The following is a 20,838-nucleotide window of genomic DNA, read 5'->3' on the forward strand; positions in this document are numbered from 1 at the left end:
GACCATGTTTTACGAAAAATGGGTGCAAAAAGTTAACCTTAACCATTTGCAAGGTTACGGTTTACCATGTAAGATAAATTTCAGAGAGATGCTTAAGCGGGTACAAGCTTAAATCCCAGTTTGGTGGCTTCGGATTTCAACTTCTGCTTACGTCTCTCTTCTTGATTTTTCTTTGTTTGCTCATAATGCTCCTCGGAGTATTCCTCTCCACTCGTTAAGAGATTCCAGATAATAACAAGCAACTTCCGTGCAACAGCGATCAATGCCTTTTTGATTCCTCTGCGTGCTTTGAGCCGGTAAAACCAGTCCCGTAAGAAGAAATTCTTGCACCGTGTAGCCGCCCACGCACATTGCACCATCACGCTTTTAATTCTTGGATTTCCCTTCGTGAGGCGTGCTGTTTTCTTCTTTTTGGCACTTTCGTTATCTCCCGGACATAACCCAGCCCATTTGACGAGATGTCCTGCAGTTGGAAACATGGAAAGATCTGTCCCAAGTTCGGAAATAATAATCGTACTCGCACGTCTTTGAACTGCCGGAATGGTTTCAAGCAACTCTAAAGCAGGTTCGTATTTTCCAGCGTATTCGGATATGCGGTTTTCGACCTCTTCAATCTCCGAATCGCAGTTTTCTTTTACCTTTACAAGATTCTTGAGAAAAAGTCGATCGTGATCGGATAGCTGCCCGGCCACAGCAAGCTGAACATCTTCCATCTTATTCCGGAGAGTACCTTTCAAACATTCATCAACATCTGATGCCGTTAACTTTCCTTTTTCACAAAGCCTTTTTATCAACTGAATTCCGCTGACTCCGAAGATATCCGTAAGAATCGTTGAAAGTTTAAACCCGCACTGTTGCAGATATTTTTCAATCCGGTTTTTATGTCCGACCATTTCTTTTATCAGGATATCCCGGTAGCGTGTCCAGTCTCGCAGCTCTCGGATTTTTTTGGGTGGGATATAACTTGGTGCCAGGAGACCGGCCCTCAGGAGTGTTGCAATCCAGTGAGCATCTTTTATATCGGTCTTCTTGCCGGGTACATTTTTCATATGGTGCGGATTGGCGACAATGATTTTGACATTTTTCTGCTCGTCGTCATCGTAGAGAATTGATTCCAGCACGTTATAAATCGGAAACCAATAGACTCCGGTGCTTTCCATCGCCACATGTCGACAGTTGTTCTCAATGATCCATTTCTTGAATTCATCAAGACCATTGAGCAGTGTTGGAAATTCACGGATTTCAGGTTCTGGCTCTTCATCCAGTCTGCCTTTCAGCAGGCAGGCAACAAGAACTTCCTTGTGAACGTCCAGGCCACAACAGATGTCCAGAAGATTTTGCATAGACGGTCCTCCCTTCAAATGTGTAATTGACAGGGCGGATGTACTCCGGTGATATTGAATTATACTACGCGTGCTATTCCTGAAATGCATAGGCAGATCAGGGCGACATGTTCCTGTGCTCCAGAATACATCGAACCATGATCACTCACGATTTCTGAGAATCAGATGTATGTCGATCTTGCCCTGTATTTTCAGTATAGCGGATAAGGGCCACAGTTTCATTCCTACCTGTGAAAATCCATTTCATTGGTGATCACTCTGAAAGGAGATAATAGCAAGTTATTTATTCAGAGAAATCGGCTATTTATCTGACAATTATCAGGGCTTATTTTGCCCCGGAAATTGGTACATTTACACCGCATCCGGCTGGGTTTCCACTGTCGGTTCCACCGCCTGGGAAGCTGCTTTTTCTGCCCTCAGCTCCTCGCGTTTTTCCTTCTGCCGGGCTTTCCATCTCGCTTCTTCTTCCTTGGTGCGGAAAGCTGTGTGTCCGGAGAGGTTCTCCATCAGGATTTTGCGGCTGGTTTTGAACTCGTCCCCGTTCATGCCGATGCGCAGGAGCCAGATCCGGAAGGCGTATCGCTCATTGTCGTCATTGACCACCTTTGCCTGAATCCGCTTCTGTTCCAGCGCATGCTTGTTCATGAGGCAGGCGATCTGCTGGAAGGCTTTGTTCCGGTCTGCATCTTCTGTCAGAGGAAAGCCCGTGAAGCTCACTTTATCCCCTTCAAAGGAGAGTCCGGTCAGGCCACCCTGTTCCTTTACCATGGAGATGAAATCCGTCGCCGAGGTAATCACTCCAGCGTCATCGAGCGCCGTGATCAGGTCCTTGTCCACGCTGAACTGTCCGCCAGTGGATTTAGAAAGCAGCGGTCCCCGGCTGTAGATCAGGTTGACCAGTCGGCGAAGGGAATCTGCCGTGTGCCTTGCCATGGGCAGGCTGACCGTCAGCGTGTCCGCTTCCGTGTTTTCTTCTGCAGGCACCGGCTCAGTTGCTTCTGCTTCCTGTTCTTCCACAGCCGCCTCCGCTGTCGCCGCTTCGATAACGGTTTCCATTCTGTCCTCCTCCCGGATGCCTTCCAGAATCAGGCCATCGGAGAGCAGTGTCTGGATGATTGTTTCATCCAGATCCGCCTCTTCCACAACCAGGTCGCCCCGGCGCTCTACCGTGTACACTCCGATCTCATACGCGCATCTGGGCATAAAGGTGTAGCGCGGCTGCAGCCCGGTCAGCTCGCCGATTCGCTTCACCAACGTCTTCTTATCCTCTACATTCAGGCCAAATCTCATCATAATTCTTTTCCTTTCCGGAGCCTTGCTCCCATTGTGATCTCTACCATCCGTTTTCCTTCGACGGTATGGTATACATACTACGAAACTAACCCCAGCCTTTGAGGTACGTCTATATACGCTCTACAGGCAAAAACAGTCAAGAGATATTTTTAAAGACCATGTTTTACGAAAAATGGGTGCAAAAAGTTAACCTTAACCATTTGCAAGGTTACGGTTTACCATGTAAGATAAATTTCAGAGAGATGCTTAAGCGGGTACAAGCTTAAATCCCAGTTTGGTGGCTTCGGATTTCAACTTCTGCTTACGTCTCTCTTCTTGATTTTTCTTTGTTTGCTCATAATGCTCCTCGGAGTATTCCTCTCCACTCGTTAAGAGATTCCAGATAATAACAAGCAACTTCCGTGCAACAGCGATCAATGCCTTTTTGATTCCTCTGCGTGCTTTGAGCCGGTAAAACCAGTCCCGTAAGAAGAAATTCTTGCACCGTGTAGCCGCCCACGCACATTGCACCATCACGCTTTTAATTCTTGGATTTCCCTTCGTGAGGCGTGCTGTTTTCTTCTTTTTGGCACTTTCGTTATCTCCCGGACATAACCCAGCCCATTTGACGAGATGTCCTGCAGTTGGAAACATGGAAAGATCTGTCCCAAGTTCGGAAATAATAATCGTACTCGCACGTCTTTGAACTGCCGGAATGGTTTCAAGCAACTCTAAAGCAGGTTCGTATTTTCCAGCGTATTCGGATATGCGGTTTTCGACCTCTTCAATCTCCGAATCGCAGTTTTCTTTTACCTTTACAAGATTCTTGAGAAAAAGTCGATCGTGATCGGATAGCTGCCCGGCCACAGCAAGCTGAACATCTTCCATCTTATTCCGGAGAGTACCTTTCAAACATTCATCAACATCTGATGCCGTTAACTTTCCTTTTTCACAAAGCCTTTTTATCAACTGAATTCCGCTGACTCCGAAGATATCCGTAAGAATCGTTGAAAGTTTAAACCCGCACTGTTGCAGATATTTTTCAATCCGGTTTTTATGTCCGACCATTTCTTTTATCAGGATATCCCGGTAGCGTGTCCAGTCTCGCAGCTCTCGGATTTTTTTGGGTGGGATATAACTTGGTGCCAGGAGACCGGCCCTCAGGAGTGTTGCAATCCAGTGAGCATCTTTTATATCGGTCTTCTTGCCGGGTACATTTTTCATATGGTGCGGATTGGCGACAATGATTTTGACATTTTTCTGCTCGTCGTCATCGTAGAGAATTGATTCCAGCACGTTATAAATCGGAAACCAATAGACTCCGGTGCTTTCCATCGCCACATGTCGACAGTTGTTCTCAATGATCCATTTCTTGAATTCATCAAGACCATTGAGCAGTGTTGGAAATTCACGGATTTCAGGTTCTGGCTCTTCATCCAGTCTGCCTTTCAGCAGGCAGGCAACAAGAACTTCCTTGTGAACGTCCAGGCCACAACAGATGTCCAGAAGATTTTGCATAGACGGTCCTCCCTTCAAATGTGTAATTGACAGGGCGGATGTACTCCGGTGATATTGAATTATACTACGCGTGCTATTCCTGAAATGCATAGGCAGATCAGGGCGACATGTTCCTGTGCTCCAGAATACATCGAACCATGATCACTCACGATTTCTGAGAATCAGATGTATGTCGATCTTGCCCTGTATTTTCAGTATAGCGGATAAGGGCCACAGTTTCATTCCTACCTGTGAAAATCCATTTCATTGGTGATCACTCTGAAGCCCCAAAAAGTAAAGTCATTTATGAGAGAATTCCCAGAAAAGTATCAGATTCGGCATAGTACACAATCATCGCTTCCAGTGCCTGGTTTTCTTACGCGCATCCAGCTTTCTCTTCTCCTCCATCCAGCGCCGGATGTACTCCTCCTGATCCCGATCATCGTATTCCCGGTACAGGTCATCCCCTGCGCCAATGATGGCAGCCATACCGGCCAGGAAAGCAATCAGAAGCCCAATTATCACAAGGGCAATCACAATGGCAGCTACATGATTCATGGCCATCTCCTTCCTTGCCGGGAGGATCAGGCCTCCCAGTCTGATTTATTCCGGGGCTGCCCACACGGGCGGCTCTCCGGACAGTTGCCAGTTACGCATCCAGGGCCAGCCGCTTCAAAGAGAATCGGCGCTTCCTTCCGGCAAAGCCTCAGCATCTCATCTGCCAGATGGCGGATTTCCCATTGCGCACGGTTGCAGCAGCGAAGGCTGAAGAAGTGCCGCAGTTCCCTGGCATTCATGGTCAACACCAGGTTGGTGGTGATCGCCTGCGGAGTCAGATACCGGACATCCTCTGCAGGGATGCCTGCTTCCACCATGCGCCGATACAGCTCCATGCTATGCCGGATCTGCTCATCCGCCTCCTGCAGAAATTTGGACTTTGTAATGGTATCCGGAATAACGGCTTTCCAATCGTCCAGCTTGACATATCGCTGGGACTCCACGGAAAAGCTCGCCAGCCTGTGGCGGGTCAGCTGAGCCAGGGTCACCCAGCTGATGCCTTCGATCCGAAAGGTAAACACCGCATGCTCCAGTACGGACTCATGCCCGGATGCCAGGGAATGCTGCAGTGACCGATACCCATTATCTGAGGCGGTACACACAGCAGCTGCATCACAGCAGACGCCGGAGGCGGTCGGAGTAAAGGCGATCAGTTCAACCTTCATTCATCCACCTCCTGCGGTTCAAAGGAAGCCACCTCATCGAAGCGGAGCTTCTGGCCATCCCGGATGACAAACACGTCATCGTACTTACCGCCGTTTTCCTGAATCGCCCGTTTCACGATGACATCCACGAACTTGGGATCAAGCTCGATGCCCCGGCAGATGCGGTCCGTCTGCATGCAGGCGATCAGGGTCGAGCCGCTGCCCAGGAAGGGGTCCAGGACGATGCCGTTGGTCATAGTGCTGTTCTTAATGGGATAGCTCATAAGCGTGATCGGCTTCATGGTCGGGTGCTCCTTGGAGGATCGCGGCTTATCATATTCCCACACGGTGGTCTGCTTCCTGTCGGAATACCACTGATGCTTGCCCTTCTGCTTCCAGCCAAAGAGGCATGGCTCATGAATCCACTGGTAAGGGCTGCGTCCCAGCACCAGGCTGTTCTTTTTCCAGATGCAGCATCCGGAGAGATAGAAGCCCGCGTCCTTGAAGGCCTTACGGAAGTTCAACCCCTCCGTATCCGCATGCCAGACATAGATGCTGCCGTCGTCAGCCAGGTTGGCGTGCATGCAGCGATACGCAGAAAGCAGGAAGTTGTAAAACTCCTGATCGCCCATGTTGTCGTTCATGATCTTCCCGGCCGTCTCTTCCACGTCCACGTTATAGGGCGGATCCGTCAGGACCAGGTTGGCTTTGTCGCCATCCATCAGGCGGGTGTAGATTTCTTCACCGGTGCTGTCGCCGCAGATCACCCGGTGTTTTCCGATCAGCCAAAGGTCACCCAGCTGGCTGAATACCGGCTGTTGCAGTTCGGAATCCACATCGAAGTCGTCCTCGTGGACCTGCTTGTCATGGAGCTTGTTAAACAGGGTGTTGATCTCAGGCGGATCAAAGCCCGTCTTGCCGAGATCAAAGTTGCTGTTCTGGATATCCTCTAGGAGTTCTGCCAGCAGGGTATCATCCCAGGCACCGGTGATCTTGTTCAGCGCAATGTTCAGCGCCTTCTCCCGGACCTTGTCGATGTCCACCACAGCACAGGGCACTTCGGTGTAGCCGAGGTCCATGGCCACCGTCAGTCGCTGATGTCCGCCAATGATCGTCATGTCGGAGTTTACGACCAGCGGATCGGCAAAGCCGAACTCCTCAATGCTGTTCTTGATCTTTTCGTACTCTTTATCCCCGGCCTTCAGCTTTTTGCGGGGATTGTATTCTGCCGGTTTGAGTACCGATACCGGCAGGACTTTCAGTTCAGCAGTCTTCTGCATCGTTCCCTCCATCTGTGTTATCCGCTGTAAAATCGCATGACCTCGCACAGCGGGATAAAGAAAGAGCCGCGCGTAAAGCCCAGCTCCGTTTCCCCGGTGACTTCCATGTATTCTTCGGTCATCGCACACCACTCCGGATTCTCTCCGTTGATGCTTGCGAGGATCTTATCCTCCGCGTAGTCGATGGCATGCACCAGCACCGCGCCGGTATTGCACAGGGAATACACACCGATGACCGTATTAAGGTCAACCATTTTGGTTTCTGCCATGGGACTTCTCCTTGCGCTCTTCACGTTCCTCGATCCAGCGGATGATGAAGTCGGTCAGATGATTCAGTGCTGCAATCGACCAGTAGCAGATCATCCCCACGGTGGTGCCGGAGCCGGTGACAAGGCTCACAATAATCAGAGCCGCTTCCAAGACGAGGATCAGGCTCTGCAGTGTTTTTCGATTCATGACTCTTTCTCCCTCAGATCAATGATCCGCTGATTCCTGCTGCCGCGAAAAGCAAGCCCGGCGTCCTTCTGCTCCAGGAGAAAAGGTCCATCCACCAGCACATCAGCCAGTGTCAGGATCTCCTTGTCCCGAAGCACCTCATAGGTGTATCCGGAGTACAGCCAGATATCTTTATTCGGCAGCACGGCTCTCACCCGTTTCAGGAATGGGATCAGGATCGCTGCATTCTCTTCTTCTGCCGGTTCGCCGCCGAGAATGGAAAGACCCTGTATCCACGAAGGACGCAGGGCCTTGATAATCTCATCTTCAGTTGCTCTGGTGAAGGGTCGACCGTAGTCGAAATCCCAGGTCTCCGGATTAAAGCATCCCTTGCAATGGTTCCGGCACCCGGAAACGAACAAGGACACTCGGACACCAGGACCGTTGGCGATGTCTACCTTCTTGATCTCCGCATAATTCATGATTACTCGTCTGTCCCATTCGCGGCAACAGGTGCAGTACAGAAATGAATACCGCGAGTCTCATCCTGGAACACCTCACGGGCGATATCCTGTGCAAGGCCGGACCAGTTGCCATCATAATCATAAAGGTCATCATCAAAAAACTGGATTACCTCCGGCTGGAAACGGACAAAGCCGTGCGCCGTTCCCGTAGGATCCTGAGCCAGCCGAACATCCTTCACGATGGGGTTTCCCCTGAAAATGGTCTCATAAAGAGCAACGACGTCAGCGGTTCCGGTGTCGTTCTCCTCATCGTATAGGTTGATAGCCAGGATCACATTGCCAAACTGGACACACTTGGGAAAGACGCGATCCATGGCCAGGAACTTCTCATGATCCCTGACTTCGATATCGAACAGGTAATCCGAGCTGCCATCCTCCGGCTCGACGATCTCCCCGACATGAATGGCAGGGTCGCGCTCGAACAGCGCCTTCACCTTCTTCTGGTAGGTGTACCAGGGCGCTTCCAGTATCAGTCTCTTCATAGGTTTTTCCTCCTCATTTTGATTCTTCAAAACGCATCTGCGGCATCTTTACAGATGCAGTACCCGCTCAGCAATCTCCTGCGTTCTGCCCTGGTTGAAGTAGTTGGTGCCCAGGTACCCGCAGACACGGCGACACACATTCATCCGCTTCTCGTCCCGGTTGCCGCAGTTCGGGCATTCCCAGACGAGCTTCCCATCGTCCTCCACGATCTTGATTTCGCCATCATAGCCGCAGACCTGACAGTAATCACTCTTGGTGTTCAGTTCGGCATACATGATGTTGTCGTAAATGAATCGCATGACGGCCAGCACCGCAGGAATGTTGTTCTGCATGTTGGGGACCTCCACATAGGAGATCGCGCCGCCAGGACTGAGCGCCTGAAACTCTGCCTCAAAGGAGAGCTTTGTAAAAGCGTCAATCGGTTCCGTCACATGAACGTGATAGGAATTGGTGATGTAATTCTTATCCGTCACATGCGGAATCTTACCGAAACGCTTTTGCAGACAGCGGGCGAATTTGTACGTGCTGGATTCCATCGGCGTGCCATAAAGGCTATAGCTGATGTTCTCCGCTTCACGCCACTGGGCTGTCTTCTTGTTCAGGAACTTCATAACGGCGATGCCGAAGTCATGACCGACAGGATCTGTATGGCTGACACCCTTCATCCGATATACACACTCGCAGAGCCCGGCATAACCGAGGCTGATGGTACTGTAGTTGTCATACAGCAGACGGTCGATCTTCTCGCCTTTTCCAAGACGGCTGATTGCTCCATACTGCCAGAGGATCGGAGCGACATCGGAAGGTGTCCCCAGCAGGGTCTCATGCCGGATGCGGAGCGCCTTGTGGCAAAGCTCGGTCCGCTCTTCCATGAGTTTCCAGAACTTATCCTCATCGCCTTCCGCGCTGCAGGCCACGTCCACCAGGTTGATCGTCACCGCTCCCTGATTGAAGCGGCCATAGTACTTGTGGCTGCCATCCGGATTCAAGCCTACGGTATCCGGTGTCAAAAATGCCCGGCAGCCCATGCAGGTGTACACATCCCCGTTCTTCAGCTGCTTCATCACCTTGGCGCTGATGTAATCCGGCACCATGCGTTTCGCTGAGCACTTGGCCGCCAGCTCGGTCAGGTAATAGTACGGCGCATCCTCGGTGATGTTGTCCTCATCCAGGACGTAGATCAGTTTGGGGAACGCCGGGCTGACCCACACGCCGACTTCGTTCTTGATGCCCTCGTGTCGCTGCTTCAGGGTTTCTGCAATGATCAGCGCCAAATCATCCCGCGTCTGTCCAGGCTCCACTTCATCCAAATACATAAACACAGAGACGAAAGGCGTCTGCCCGTTGGTGGTAAGGAGCGTCTGGATCTGATACTGGATGGTCTGGATGCCGCGCTGCACTTCTTTGCGCACCCGCATCTCCGCCATACGATTGACTTCATCTTCGGTATATTCCCTGCCGATAGCCAGGAACTCGTCCTTGATCTCGCTCTTATATTTCTGGCGGCTCACATCCACAAAGGGAGCAAGGTGCGCCAGGGAGATCGTCTGCCCGCCATAGGTATTGCTGGCAACCTGGGCGATAATCTGGGTGGCGATGTTGCAGGCCGTGGAGAAGCTGTGCGGCTTCTCGATCAGGGTATCCGTGATGACCGTGCCGTTCTGGAGCATGTCCTCCAGATTCACCAGCTCACAGTTGGAGATCGGCCCGGACACATAACCCATGTCGTGAATGTGGATGATACCCTCGTCATGAGCCTTCACCACATCCTCCGGGAAGATGTACCTGCGGCAGATGTCCTCGGAAACTTCACTCGCCAGGTAATCCCGCATCGTGCTGTTGATGATCGGGTCCTTGTTAGCGTTCTCCTGCTTGGCTAGTTCATTGTCGTGACGGAGCAGCGCCAGGATTTTTGCATCCGTGCTGTTCTGTTTTCGCAGGAGTTCATGGCGTAGCCGGTAATCACTGTAGTGCCGGGCAAGCCTGTAATGTTCGCTCTGATCCAGCTCATCGATCACCATGTCCTGGATTTCTTCGACGCTCACACTCCGGCCAAGACCGTCGCAGCGTTTCTCAATCCGGCCAACAATAAAACCGACCTCCGTATCGGAAAGCCGGTCTGCCTCTGCCACCTCTGCATTCGCAGCTTCGATGGCGTTTTTGATTTTCCTGTAATCGAAAGGGACTTCACTTCCGTCCCGCTTGATGATTTTCAACTCATGTCCTCCTCCATCTGTCTCTGCGCTTCCGCAAGCAGATCAATACAATCCTTTCCCAGATACTTTTGGCACTGCCCATTCAGGTGCTTAAACACAGCGTCCTGCTCTTCTTCGGTCGTAAGATCGATGCTGTATCTTTCCTCACAATCCAGCGAGTTGCTGTTCACGACTACGAATTCAATGCAGCTGTCCATATGGTTTTCCGCGTATCCGTTGATCCCAACACTGAAGCATCATTTTTTACGTAATAGATCGACTCCGAGTGTATCCAGGATTGCTTGAGTCTTTTTCTGGATTGCGGAGATCCGGATTCCCTCTTTGTCGCCGGTGTCGACACGGTAGATATTCTTCGTCAGTTTCAGTACATCCTCCGCGGAATACCTGTCGTCCAGTTTCGTGTTCCTGACCGCGTTCAGAAGGCCGTAGTAATAGAGCAGGCTGACATGGTTCAGGAACGCCCAGCCTCGGAAGTAATCATCCGTATGGGCATGGGATGCATTTGTTGATACGCTGTTTTTCAGGTAGTCGAAGCACTGTTCGATGTCCCAGCGTTCCTTATAGTCGAGATAAATCTCCCTCGGCTCGACATCGAGGTTGCTACAGAAGGAGAAATAGCCCATGCGTACTTCATTCACGACGTCCTTCGGCCGACGTTCTTCTTCGCCATAATCTTTCTCTGCCCGCTCCACGAAGTGACCGACCAGTTCCGCCCGTCTGGAATCATCGCGAAACGTGTAGATGAAGTTACCGCGATTCCCGCTCCTGCGCTTCCGGCACCAGACGGCGCGTTTGTTGTAAGAAAAGACATTGTCCCACTTACCGTCGCTTGGATTCTGGTAGAACTCCGGCTCGACATTAACGGTGTTTTCCTGTAGTGGAAGAATGTAACGCATGCCCGCATTCAGAAGGGCAGACACGTTCGGCTTGGAGTAGAAGCCTTTGTCCGCAATGATGATGCAGTCACTGCACCCAGCAGCGTTAACGGTATCCATGAAAGCACTCTTATCGACGATGGATCCCTGCACGACGCGGTAGAACACAGGCTTGTGGGAATCCTTTTCGAAGACATACAGAAGGCGCGCCTGAGGGTCGAGACTATGATCCGGGTTATACCCTTTCGCCGCGAGCGAATCGGCAGACTTTGTGAAGATGGAAGTCCCGTCGAAAAGGAGCGTTGTTCCCGGCATAACCTGGGATTTCATGAACGCGTCGATTCTGTCCTGTTTCGAACCAAGACCGGCAATGAACTTCCGGACGGAGCCTTCCGATATCGAGATGTCCCCGCAGATGTCGCTCATGTAGGAATCAAGGAACAGCGGCTGGATCATCTTTGCGGACGAGATCTTGTCCACAAGGCGAATCAGGGAGAGCGTACGGATCTCACGGAATGAATCAGGAAAGTATTTCCGGAGGCTGTCGCTGAGATCCGGCGTCAGCTGCTGCAGGACTTCGTACGCGCCATAATTCTTTACGGACGGAGCGACATCCGGCATAAGCCGCATTTCCTGCATGAGACGGAGACCATTGGTGTTCGGTATGAAGCCGTCCGCCTCGGTGATCTTGCCGATGCTCTTTCCTGTGACCTTCTGAGGCCTGCCCTTGGCGGCATCCCACTTGGAAGAAACCAGGTAAGTGTAATAATGCCCGCCGATAAAGCGGATCTCGACTGCTCCGAACTGGGTCGGCCGTCTGCTCTTGATTGATTCAGGAATGCTCATTGAAAGTCCTTTCTATTAACGTAACTTACGTAATAATTATACTTCTGATGAGCCGCTAAATCAAGTAAAAGTGAGGCTAAATATGTTGAAAACAGCGTATTTTCAAGGTGTCCGATGCTACCCGTAGCATGGGTGGATGCGTAAAACGGCTAATTAGCCGCATTTCTATTAACGTAAAATTTGAGGTTTCAGTGTCCCAACATAGAAGTCGTACCAGCCGTCGTTATCACAGGTGTCGTCCGTGTACTCGTCCATGGGATGCATCGGCGCAAAGCCCAGATCCTTCCGGATGCGATCCGCAATCTGACTGAGACCGTTTGTCGCCATGAGCTGGAAGGTTACAGTCGGAAAGCGGCAGGGAAAAGACACATTACACTGATCACTGCCGTACAGGACATCCGCGCCGAAATCGATGAAGATCTCGTCTCTCACAAAGCCTTCGAGCAGCGTCATTTCGAGCCTTCTTTCTCCAGCAGGTCAATATAGCGATTGATGTACCACACCGCCTTCTTCAGATCGGTGATTGTCTCGTCCGGGTTTTTCTTCCCAGCACGGCTCAGATATTTCACAGCATTCCCGATATGATATGGGAAGTGTTTGCTCTCAATGTAGTCGATGGTCTCAATCCCATCCGTGTAATGGCTCGGATGATTCACGGGATCATCGATCACCGCATCCATCTTCTCTTCCAGTGTTTCCTTTGGGGTTCTCACAACCATGGATTTTCCTCCGCCTCCTCTTTACGCATACGGTAATACTTTGTGCGACACTTACCGGAGCAGAAGCGCTTTGTTCTTCCGCGCTGTTTCCGTTCGAGCTTCTCGCCACAGATGATGCACCGGCTGTTCTGCTCGTACCAGATCGGCATGTTCAGTTTTACAAACTCACCTGCGCCGCCCAGGCCGTGGGTCTTGCAGAACAGCTGCACCTGATTCCTATTGAGTTTCAGTTCTTTTGCGATCCGCTTGTAGCCCCAGCCCTGCAGCCGGAGGGAGCGGATCAGTTCCTGGTCTTCCTGTTTCACACATCCGCCTCCCTCCAATCGGCAGCTTTGCGGTTTTCATGTTTTTCGCTGGTAAACCGGCCATTTCGTCACAGTTTTTATTGGTTTCCCATGCGATTTTGTGACGAAATGCCGCCAGTTCCGTTGGCATGCGGCTCAGAGCCGAAAACTGCGGAAAAGCCAAGGAAATCCGGCGCTTTTTAAGGCTCTTACCTAGGCGTTTCCCACAGGCGGGTCGCCCCGGCAAGGGGTAGGCCCCTTACAATTTCGCGGATTTTAACGCGAGAGGGGGCGGCGGTCTCCAGGAGAAAACTCTACAGAGATCCAGACCTCCCCCCAGGGGCCTCCAAATCTTTTAATTCGCACACGCATTTCTTGAGCGGGCCGACGGTCACCGTGACCAAATTCCATTGAAATTCCGACCCGCCCCCGGGGCTCTAAGTTCTAGAACGACCTTCTCCGGTAAGTTCATGATCTCTCATGGAGCGTGACAGAACTTCTAGGTCGACCTTGTTCGGAGAGATCTGAGCAGAGGACGAGTTCTTCTGAGAAGGAAGCGCACCTCCAGCTGGCGGTATTGGCGCTTACCCGGTCAGCGTATACCTTTACCGCCAATTGGCGGTGCTGAATAAGGCGTAAAAAAATAAGGCGACCAAGACCAGCTGGCCTCAATCGCCTTTGAACTATTTTTCTATGAATCTTTGTCTGGTTGTGACAGTGTAGGCTGTACCGATGTAGTATCGTCCGATGTGCCTACGGTGACCGCTTGCCCAGTAAACAAGCTTTCCCAGAGCGTCGGAAGACACGAAGCAGGATAGGTGTTTGCTGGGCTGCAATGATCTGATGCGTTAGTGATCACCTACGTTTCCGCCGGTGTGGGCAAGGAATAAGGGGTCTGCGAAATGCCGATGCCTGCTTGCCGCCCGGCGTGCCTGTTCACCCCTGGAACCACTGCGCCTGTGGGCGGGGTGCCCTCCTAATCAATTATATTGAAACGCGGGCACGAATCGTAAATGAATTCTTGACTGATCTCACGTGTATCCCTAGTTCATTAAAAGTTTTCAAATCAAAAGTCCATTATATATTGACTTCTAAACTGATGACGCGTATAATAAAGGCGAGGATAGGGAATGCCGTCCTAGAACTGTGGACTGGAGGTGCCGGATTATGATAGGAATGAATGCTACGATCAGCAATAATGTTCTTATGCTTCTGAAGCAGAACGGTAAAAAACAGAATGATCTGGCTGAAGCTCTCGGTGTCAGCAAGCAGGTCATGAGCAACATGCTCACAGGTTCCCGTATGATCAATGCCATCGAACTGCATAATATCGCGGATTTCTTCCATGTATCTATGGAAAGCCTAATGAGGTCTCCTGTGGATACAAAGGAAATAAATGCCGTTCATGCTTTCATGGGTGAGGTGAACAGCGATTCCGCAAGGCAGAGTCTTAAGATCGCTGATGAGATGGCGGATATGGTCCTATTCTACGCTAGAATGAGATCCAACGCAGAAATGCTGGACCAGGCGTGGGAGGCGTGACATGTTCAAAGCACTTGAAAACTCCTTGTATGTGGTAGATCGGGCTAAGTATGAACTTATCCGGCAAAGGGCAAATGCCTTTAATTCCAATTATACAGGGAGTAATATCATTCAAGACGATATTTTCCATATTATCGAAAACTATGTTCTCCAGCATGGGATGCGCCTGGAGCTTTTTCGGTATCCGCTGGGCGATGACGATTTCTGCGCATGCACATTCATCAGAAGCGGAAGTGTCTTTGTCGTGATTAATTCAGCAATGACGGTGTCAAAGCAGATATTTGCGGCTGCCCATGAATTCTATCATCTTTATAACTACTTTGAAGAATATGACCCGACATACCAGCAGCACGGCTCTATTCTTGATTCCGCGACGATGGATGAGGAAACGACAAAGCTAGAGGATAAGGAAGCAAATGCTTTCGCTGGTCTAATCCTGGCACCGACGCGATCACTCCAGGAACAGATGGATATTTATCACATCCGCCGGGATGCCATCGGAATTAAAGATATCCTGATGCTGATGGAGATTTATGCGATACCTTACAAGGCAATGGTGCTTCGTCTGTTTGAGGATGAAATCATTAGCGAAGAGAAAGCCAGAGAACTTTTCCAGATCATTGAAAAGGAAATCGCCCGTCAAAGTGAACTAACCGGCCGAGCGAAGAGATGGCAACGAGCAGATAAAGAGATTGCTTTCGGCAGTCTCAATGAAAATATGGAGAGGGTATCCAGCCTAGATGCTGTTGACGAAGATCAAATCAGGCAGGATTCGGCACGGATCAAGGAAATCATGGGTATCATCTCCGGGAAAGCATAAGGAGTGCTTCTATGAGCGAACCAACCAGGAAAGCCCTTCTTGACACGGATTTCCTGTTCAAGACGCAGCTGGCGCAGAACAACCGGCGGGAACCGCTCGCTGATTTAATCATGCAGTTTGAGGAGTATGATTTCTATTGTCATGAGAAGATTCTGAACGAACTGCGTACCCACGGTTTTTCGCCCGACCCGCTTCCATGGCTTGAAGAACAGACTCGGCGTGGTAAAATCCAACAGTTTTCGGATAGTAAGATCTTGGACGAAATTGACAACATGTTCGGCACAGGAGCTCCAAAGCTTTATTACGACATGCTCAAAACGAGTTGCGACGCTTTCAAAATTCCAAGGGTAAAATCGTTTTTTGAAACGTATTATCAGCCTTTGACGGCTCTGCCGGATGATGTGGACAGGGATCGGTTTTTATCTACACTGGTAAGTTGTGATTCAGCAATTCCCAACGGAAACAGCATGGGCGAAAAGAAGTCGCTTGTCCTTGCCCAGCTGTTGCAGCTGAAATATCCAGGGAAAGTGGTGGTATTCTGCTCGGATGACGGAAAAGCACGCCAGCGCGTAGCTTACATTGGAAATCAGATCCGCTGCCTGAGTATCCTGTCCGCATTCCAGAAACTGCAGGCGGATGGGCTTGAAAAAGAAACAGCCCGACAATACTACGATTCTCTATGCAGCTTCCTTGCCCTCCACAGTCAGAGTGCAATGAAAGTGTGGACGCATTCCACGTCCGAAAAGATCAGTGTCGATTTTCAAACACTGTTTGAGGACATTTATGCTGGGAAATTTGAAATCAAGGGCACGGGAGACCTCCGCTATAAGGAATAACATCACCTGTTTTGGTATCATGATTGATAGGAGGAGTTCTGATGGCTTACCATAATAAAGTATATGTTTCTATGGATGCAGATAATGATCTGCATTATTATCGACTTATGCAAGCGTGGAAACAGAACGATAACATTGGATTCAATTTTTATGATGCGCACGATATCAACAATATATATGATAAAAGTGAAGCATCAATAAAAGCAGGACTCGAAGAACGCTTCCGGCATTCAAAAGCTTTTGTTCTTCTTGTCGGTGACCACACAAAATATCTGTACAAGTATGTTCGTTGGGAAATAGAACAAGCCATTAAGCGAAATCTACCTTGTATTGTGGTCAACATCAATGGGAAGAGATCCTGCGATTATGATCTTTGCCCGGCATTAATGCGCGATCATTTAGCCATTCATATCAGTTTCAATGCGCGAATACTACAGTATGCACTTGAAAACTGGCCTGATTCTGCAGTTAGGCATGAGCGAGATGGTAAAACAGGACCTTTTTACTATAAAGGAGAGGTGTATAAACAGCTTGGCCTATAAAATGATTATATCGGCAAAACGGCTTGGAAAACGGCTTATAAGAATTATCACTGACATATTTGCCGTGATAGGTTTTATTGTCATGCTCGCCGAGGCGGCTTCGGAAATATTCGGGTATGGTGGTTTATTTGAATTCTATAAGAACTATTTTGGATGGATTATAGGCGTTATTGTTATTGGGTGTGTATGGAAGAATTGGGATCGTCTTAAAATGACTGTCAGAATTACTGATTCCCCTGATGTGACCATATCGCTCCAGATTTGCGATGCGCTGAAAGGCAAAGATGCTGTCATCATCCCGACAAACACAACATTTGATACAAAAATGGATGATGAGTTTATAAGTGAAGGTAGCATACAAGGTCAATATCAGCTAAAGTATTTTAAAAAAGGCTGTTAGATCTGGATAAAAAGATTACAGATGGTTTGGACGGAAAGGCGTATATTACGCTCAATGATGGGAGAGACTCCAAAAATAAACGATATATGATTGGCACGGTATGTAGAATCAGTGAGAAAAACAGAAGAGCCTATTTCCTTGCCGATTCTGACATAAATGCAAAAGGAATTCCAATAGATGTTGATGCCAGCGATATCTCGATGTCATTAGTGAGCCTTTGGGATACACTAGCAATTGAGGGAAATCAAGAACCATATCGAATTCCACTATTAGGCACAGGAAAAGCTAGAGCAAAGGATGCATCAAGAAACGAAGTCGTAAGAGAAATCATTTTGAGCTTTCTTGCAGCAACGAAGGAACATAAGATTACTGAAAGCTTAACTATCTGTATACATCCTAAAGACTTTGACAAAATAGACTGGGACGCTTTATGTGAATTCTTAAAATATGAAAGCCAATATACAAATTTAAAACCTATGTTTTCAAAACCTTCCGGAGTAGAAGAAAAAACGCCTTCTGTCGTTAAACTTAGAGATAAAGAAATAGAGGATGATACCTCTGAGTATGATCCTGATAATACTGTAGTACCTCATCTGCAGGATCTGGTTTTAACAGAAAAAGAGAAATTGATGATAACAATTCTCCAAGGGAACGAGATGAAAAAAACAGAAGTTGCTGCTGCAATGGGATTAACGATGAACGCAACAACAAGAATTCTTAGTAAATTGCAATCAGCAGGGCTTGTCCAGTCCAAAGGAGGAGCAAGGAATTTGGTTTATTCTGCTTCTGTCAATAAGACTGATTCATGAAAAGAGCAACTGATGCCTCATCTTATGCCTTGCTATAATAAAGCACAAGAAAAAGCACAAGTTGTATGCGTAATCGTGAGTTCTTTACGTAGTCTCCTCCGCTCTCGACACCCCGCCCACAGGCGCAGTGGTTCCAGGGGTGAACAGGCACGCCGGGCGGCAAGCAGGCATCGGCATTTCGCAGACCCCTTATTCCTTGTGTGTAGCGTAAAATAAAAGTACCCGGAATCGGAAACAAAATTCCCCAGTTTCAGAAGGGGAAATCCCCGAAATCGGAAAGGGACATGTTGTAGCAAACAAACCAATCATTTATCCTTTGTCTAAGCACGACCAAAGGCAAAGGAGGAAAGGAAGATGCTGACTATGTCCCAAATCAATGATATCAGAGATTTGAGCCGAAAGGGATATGGGATTTCCAAAATATCATCCCTCACAGGAAAGGATCGCAAGACGATCCGTAAATACCTTGAACAAGACGACTTCTCACCGGAGCCGCCTGTGGCGAAATCCAGAACATCCATCGTCACGCCGTACATTGATATCATCACGGAATGGCTTGAGGAGGACCAGAAACACTGGTCCAAGCAGCGGCATACTGCCAAGCGCATCCACGAACGCCTGCAGGAGGAATACGGTTTTACCGGAAGCTATGATTCTGTCCAGAAATTCGTGCACAGAATCCGGACCGATATCCAAACCAAAGGAACACAAGAACTCGTCTGGGAGCCCGGCTGCGCACAGGTTGACTTCGGAGAGGCGGATTTCAATGAGGATACCGAATGCGTCCGCCGGAAATACCTTACCGTATCCTTCCCATTCAGCAACGACGGATATAACCAGGTATTTCGGGGCGAAACTGCCGAATGCGTCTGCCAGGGGCTTCAGGATATCTTCAACTACATTGGGGGTGTCCCTTCGCTTCTTGTGTTCGACAACGCAACCGGCGTTGGCCGCAGGGTCATGGATAAGATCCATGAGACCGAGCTGTTTGCCCGGTTCCGTGCCCATTACGGGTTCCGTATCCGGTTCTGCAATCCGCATGCCGGATACGAGAAGGGCAACGTCGAGAATAAAGTAGGTACAAGCCGGCGGAACCTGTTTGTTCCTGTTCCCACATACCACGACATCGAAGAGTTCAACCGCGGCCTTCTTGGCCAGCATGCAAAGAAAGCGGCAGAAGCCCACTATAAGAAGGGCACTACGATATCAGAGCTCTTTGAAGAAGATAAGAAGCATTTCCTCCCGCTTCCGGCAAAACCGTTCAATGTATGCCGGTATGAGACCTGCAAGGCCGACGGATATGGAAAGATCTGCCTTGATGGCAGACATTTTTACTCCACCAAGCCCGAAAACCACAACCAGAAGGTCATGGTCGGCATCCGCGCCCATTACATAGACATCCTGGAACCAAACGGCGGTCTTCTGGTCCGCCACAGGCGTCAATATGGGGAAAAACGTACCGATCTTACGGATTACAGTACATCGCTTGAGATGCTCTCAAAGAATATCGGTGCCTGGCCGAACAGCGGATTTCGGAAGGACGCACCGGAACTGATCCGGGAGTACGTTGACAGCCAGCCCCGTGCAGGGCGCAAATCCTGTATCCGGATGCTAAGCAGCCTGTCAAAACAGTACGGCTATGAGGCAGCTGTAAACGCGCTGGAGCTCGCCATCAAAGGCAACAGTGTCAACAAGTCGGATACCGCCATTCTCGCGGCGCGTATCACCGGATACGGCATTGATACTCCGCCGGAACCCGGCCCGTCACTTGTTGTTTATGACCAGGCCTTTCTGCCCAACCAGGCCACAGACAAGGAGGCGGCATCATGATCACGGCAATCGCCAGAACTGAGATGGAAGAAAGCATACAAGCCTGTTGCAAGTCCCTGTTTCTTACTTCCGCGATCCCGGAGTTCATCAAGGAAGACGGCACGCCGAAGCAGATCGAATATCTTGCGGCTGCCCTCCGAAAAGAAGTTGTCCGCAGGGACGAGAACAAGCGCGAACGTCTGGTCAAACGCGCCCGGTTCCCGGTTTATAAAACGTTCGACGGATATGAATACCGCTGTGTAAAACTTCCGCCGGCGCTATCCAAAGAAGATCTGGAAGCTGTCCGTTTCATAGAGCATAAGCATAACCTTGTCCTTTATGGGCCCGTAGGTGTTGGCAAGACCCATATGGCGATCGCCGCCGGCGTGAATGCCTGCCGGAAAGGATACAAGGTGCGCTTTTATACAGTGACGGAACTTGTCCTGAAACTGGCAGAGGCCAGGAAGAATGGAACGCTCGAGAGGCTCCGCAGTGATCTGAACTCCCTTGATCTGCTAATTCTGGATGAGTGGGGATATGTCCCGGTAGACCGTGACGGATCCCAGCTCCTGTTCCGCGTAATATCAGACAGTTATGAGAGCAAAAGCCTCATTCTTACTACCAATCTGGAATTCTCTAAATGGGGCAGCATATTTACTGATGACCAGATGGCCGCGGCGATGATTGACCGTCTTGTCCATCACGGGCATCTGCTCCTCTTCGAAGGAAACAGCTACCGTATGGAGCATGCGCTGATGAAGCAGACGGCACGCCAGCCTGGAGCGGGCGTTGTCAAGGGGACAGACCGCTTGACGTGAAGCGGCCGGGCAGTCCCTGAAAAAGAGGCACAGAAAATCCTCAGCCGCGGAAAACAGTTCCATTCTCTGCCCGACGATGGGCAGGCCTCGGCGGAACCCAGATGAGGAGAAATCATGCCACTTTCCGAAACTGAGGAATTCCCAATACGAAACTGGGGAATTTTCCTTCCGATTTTGGGGATTTCTTATTGACAAAACACATCCTTGCCCACACCGGCTATAATGAACCCATAAATTGAGACAGTAAAATGCTTGTTTCTAAGTTGGATTTCATCTACCATCAAAC

Annotated in this window: 24 protein-coding genes; 8 read left to right on the plus strand and 16 right to left on the minus strand. The window is 49.7% G+C overall.

Features of this window, described 5'->3' with window-relative positions; all coding sequences use genetic code 11:
• Positions 1-92 precede the first annotated feature (92 nt).
• The 16 genes from G4C92_RS02115 to G4C92_RS02190 form a co-directional block, all read right to left on the minus strand.
• On the minus strand, positions 93-1,343 hold the full coding sequence (locus G4C92_RS02115; RefSeq protein WP_274942037.1) for an IS110 family RNA-guided transposase: 1,251 nt from the start codon (positions 1,341-1,343) through the stop codon (positions 93-95).
• Positions 1,344-1,694: 351 nt separating this feature from the next.
• Positions 1,695-2,633, minus strand: a complete 939-nt coding sequence (locus G4C92_RS02120) for a hypothetical protein (protein ID WP_274940974.1) — start codon at positions 2,631-2,633, stop codon at positions 1,695-1,697.
• A gap of 249 nt (positions 2,634-2,882) precedes the next feature.
• Positions 2,883-4,133 (minus strand): IS110 family RNA-guided transposase, encoded by a 1,251-nt coding sequence (locus tag G4C92_RS02125; RefSeq protein WP_274942037.1) that lies wholly within the window; start codon positions 4,131-4,133, stop codon positions 2,883-2,885.
• Between the two features lie 330 nt (positions 4,134-4,463).
• A complete protein-coding gene (locus G4C92_RS02130; protein WP_274940975.1) occupies positions 4,464-4,670 on the minus strand; it encodes a hypothetical protein in 207 nt (68 codons plus the stop codon).
• A gap of 26 nt (positions 4,671-4,696) precedes the next feature.
• Entirely contained in the window at positions 4,697-5,335 is a 639-nt protein-coding gene (gene thyX, locus G4C92_RS02135) for an FAD-dependent thymidylate synthase (protein ID WP_274940976.1), read from the minus strand.
• The gene (locus G4C92_RS02140) at positions 5,332-6,594 is read right to left on the minus strand and encodes a site-specific DNA-methyltransferase (RefSeq protein ID WP_274940977.1); all 1,263 of its coding nucleotides are present in this window, start codon (positions 6,592-6,594) and stop codon (positions 5,332-5,334) included. The genes thyX and G4C92_RS02140 overlap by 4 nt, the downstream gene beginning before the upstream one ends.
• Before the next feature lie 17 nt (positions 6,595-6,611).
• Complete coding sequence (locus G4C92_RS02145) at positions 6,612-6,863, minus strand: hypothetical protein (RefSeq protein ID WP_274940978.1); 252 nt, start codon at positions 6,861-6,863, stop codon at positions 6,612-6,614.
• Entirely contained in the window at positions 6,841-7,050 is a 210-nt protein-coding gene (locus G4C92_RS02150; protein WP_274940979.1) for a hypothetical protein, read from the minus strand. The genes G4C92_RS02145 and G4C92_RS02150 overlap by 23 nt, the downstream gene beginning before the upstream one ends.
• Positions 7,047-7,511: an anaerobic ribonucleoside-triphosphate reductase activating protein gene (gene nrdG / locus G4C92_RS02155; protein ID WP_274940980.1), complete on the minus strand. Its 465-nt coding sequence runs from the start codon at positions 7,509-7,511 to the stop codon at positions 7,047-7,049. Before nrdG ends, G4C92_RS02150 begins: the two co-directional genes overlap by 4 nt.
• A gap of 2 nt (positions 7,512-7,513) precedes the next feature.
• Complete coding sequence (locus G4C92_RS02160) at positions 7,514-8,035, minus strand: hypothetical protein (RefSeq protein WP_274940981.1); 522 nt, start codon at positions 8,033-8,035, stop codon at positions 7,514-7,516.
• Positions 8,036-8,083: 48 nt separating this feature from the next.
• Complete coding sequence (gene nrdD, locus G4C92_RS02165; RefSeq protein WP_274940982.1) at positions 8,084-10,252, minus strand: anaerobic ribonucleoside-triphosphate reductase; 2,169 nt, start codon at positions 10,250-10,252, stop codon at positions 8,084-8,086.
• Entirely contained in the window at positions 10,249-10,449 is a 201-nt protein-coding gene (locus tag G4C92_RS02170) for a hypothetical protein (protein ID WP_274940983.1), read from the minus strand. Before G4C92_RS02170 ends, nrdD begins: the two co-directional genes overlap by 4 nt.
• 39 nt (positions 10,450-10,488) lie before the next feature.
• Positions 10,489-11,973: a transposase gene (locus tag G4C92_RS02175; protein WP_274939777.1), complete on the minus strand. Its 1,485-nt coding sequence runs from the start codon at positions 11,971-11,973 to the stop codon at positions 10,489-10,491.
• 168 nt (positions 11,974-12,141) lie between these two features.
• Positions 12,142-12,426, minus strand: a complete 285-nt coding sequence (locus G4C92_RS02180) for a hypothetical protein (RefSeq protein ID WP_274940984.1) — start codon at positions 12,424-12,426, stop codon at positions 12,142-12,144.
• Positions 12,423-12,692 (minus strand): DUF3310 domain-containing protein, encoded by a 270-nt coding sequence (locus G4C92_RS02185; RefSeq protein WP_274940985.1) that lies wholly within the window; start codon positions 12,690-12,692, stop codon positions 12,423-12,425. Before G4C92_RS02185 ends, G4C92_RS02180 begins: the two co-directional genes overlap by 4 nt.
• A complete protein-coding gene (locus G4C92_RS02190; RefSeq protein WP_274940986.1) occupies positions 12,683-12,997 on the minus strand; it encodes a hypothetical protein in 315 nt (104 codons plus the stop codon). Before G4C92_RS02190 ends, G4C92_RS02185 begins: the two co-directional genes overlap by 10 nt.
• 1,146 nt (positions 12,998-14,143) lie before the next feature.
• On the opposite strand from G4C92_RS02190, the gene G4C92_RS02195 reads away from it, so the two are divergent.
• The 8 genes from G4C92_RS02195 (at position 14,144) to istB (ending at position 20,552) form a co-directional block, all read left to right on the plus strand.
• Entirely contained in the window at positions 14,144-14,518 is a 375-nt protein-coding gene (locus tag G4C92_RS02195) for a helix-turn-helix domain-containing protein (RefSeq protein ID WP_274940987.1), read from the plus strand.
• A 1-nt stretch (position 14,519) separates the two neighbouring features.
• Positions 14,520-15,338 (plus strand): ImmA/IrrE family metallo-endopeptidase, encoded by an 819-nt coding sequence (locus G4C92_RS02200; RefSeq protein WP_274940988.1) that lies wholly within the window; start codon positions 14,520-14,522, stop codon positions 15,336-15,338.
• An 11-nt stretch (positions 15,339-15,349) separates the two neighbouring features.
• Entirely contained in the window at positions 15,350-16,174 is an 825-nt protein-coding gene (locus G4C92_RS02205) for a hypothetical protein (RefSeq protein WP_274940989.1), read from the plus strand.
• Positions 16,175-16,215: 41 nt separating this feature from the next.
• Complete coding sequence (locus G4C92_RS02210) at positions 16,216-16,716, plus strand: TIR domain-containing protein (RefSeq protein ID WP_274940990.1); 501 nt, start codon at positions 16,216-16,218, stop codon at positions 16,714-16,716.
• The gene (locus G4C92_RS02215; RefSeq protein WP_274940991.1) at positions 16,706-17,116 is read left to right on the plus strand and encodes a macro domain-containing protein; all 411 of its coding nucleotides are present in this window, start codon (positions 16,706-16,708) and stop codon (positions 17,114-17,116) included. The genes G4C92_RS02210 and G4C92_RS02215 overlap by 11 nt, the downstream gene beginning before the upstream one ends.
• A 26-nt stretch (positions 17,117-17,142) precedes the next feature.
• Positions 17,143-17,925: a macro domain-containing protein gene (locus tag G4C92_RS02220; protein ID WP_274940992.1), complete on the plus strand. Its 783-nt coding sequence runs from the start codon at positions 17,143-17,145 to the stop codon at positions 17,923-17,925.
• A 363-nt stretch (positions 17,926-18,288) separates the two neighbouring features.
• Positions 18,289-19,755, plus strand: a complete 1,467-nt coding sequence (gene istA / locus G4C92_RS02225; RefSeq protein WP_274939921.1) for an IS21 family transposase — start codon at positions 18,289-18,291, stop codon at positions 19,753-19,755.
• Positions 19,752-20,552 (plus strand): IS21-like element helper ATPase IstB, encoded by an 801-nt coding sequence (istB, locus tag G4C92_RS02230; protein WP_274939922.1) that lies wholly within the window; start codon positions 19,752-19,754, stop codon positions 20,550-20,552. Before istA ends, istB begins: the two co-directional genes overlap by 4 nt.
• Positions 20,553-20,838: the final 286 nt, after the last annotated feature.

The sequence above is a fragment of the Chordicoccus furentiruminis genome (assembly GCF_019355395.1).
Lineage (GTDB): Bacteria > Bacillota > Clostridia > Lachnospirales > Lachnospiraceae > Chordicoccus > Chordicoccus furentiruminis.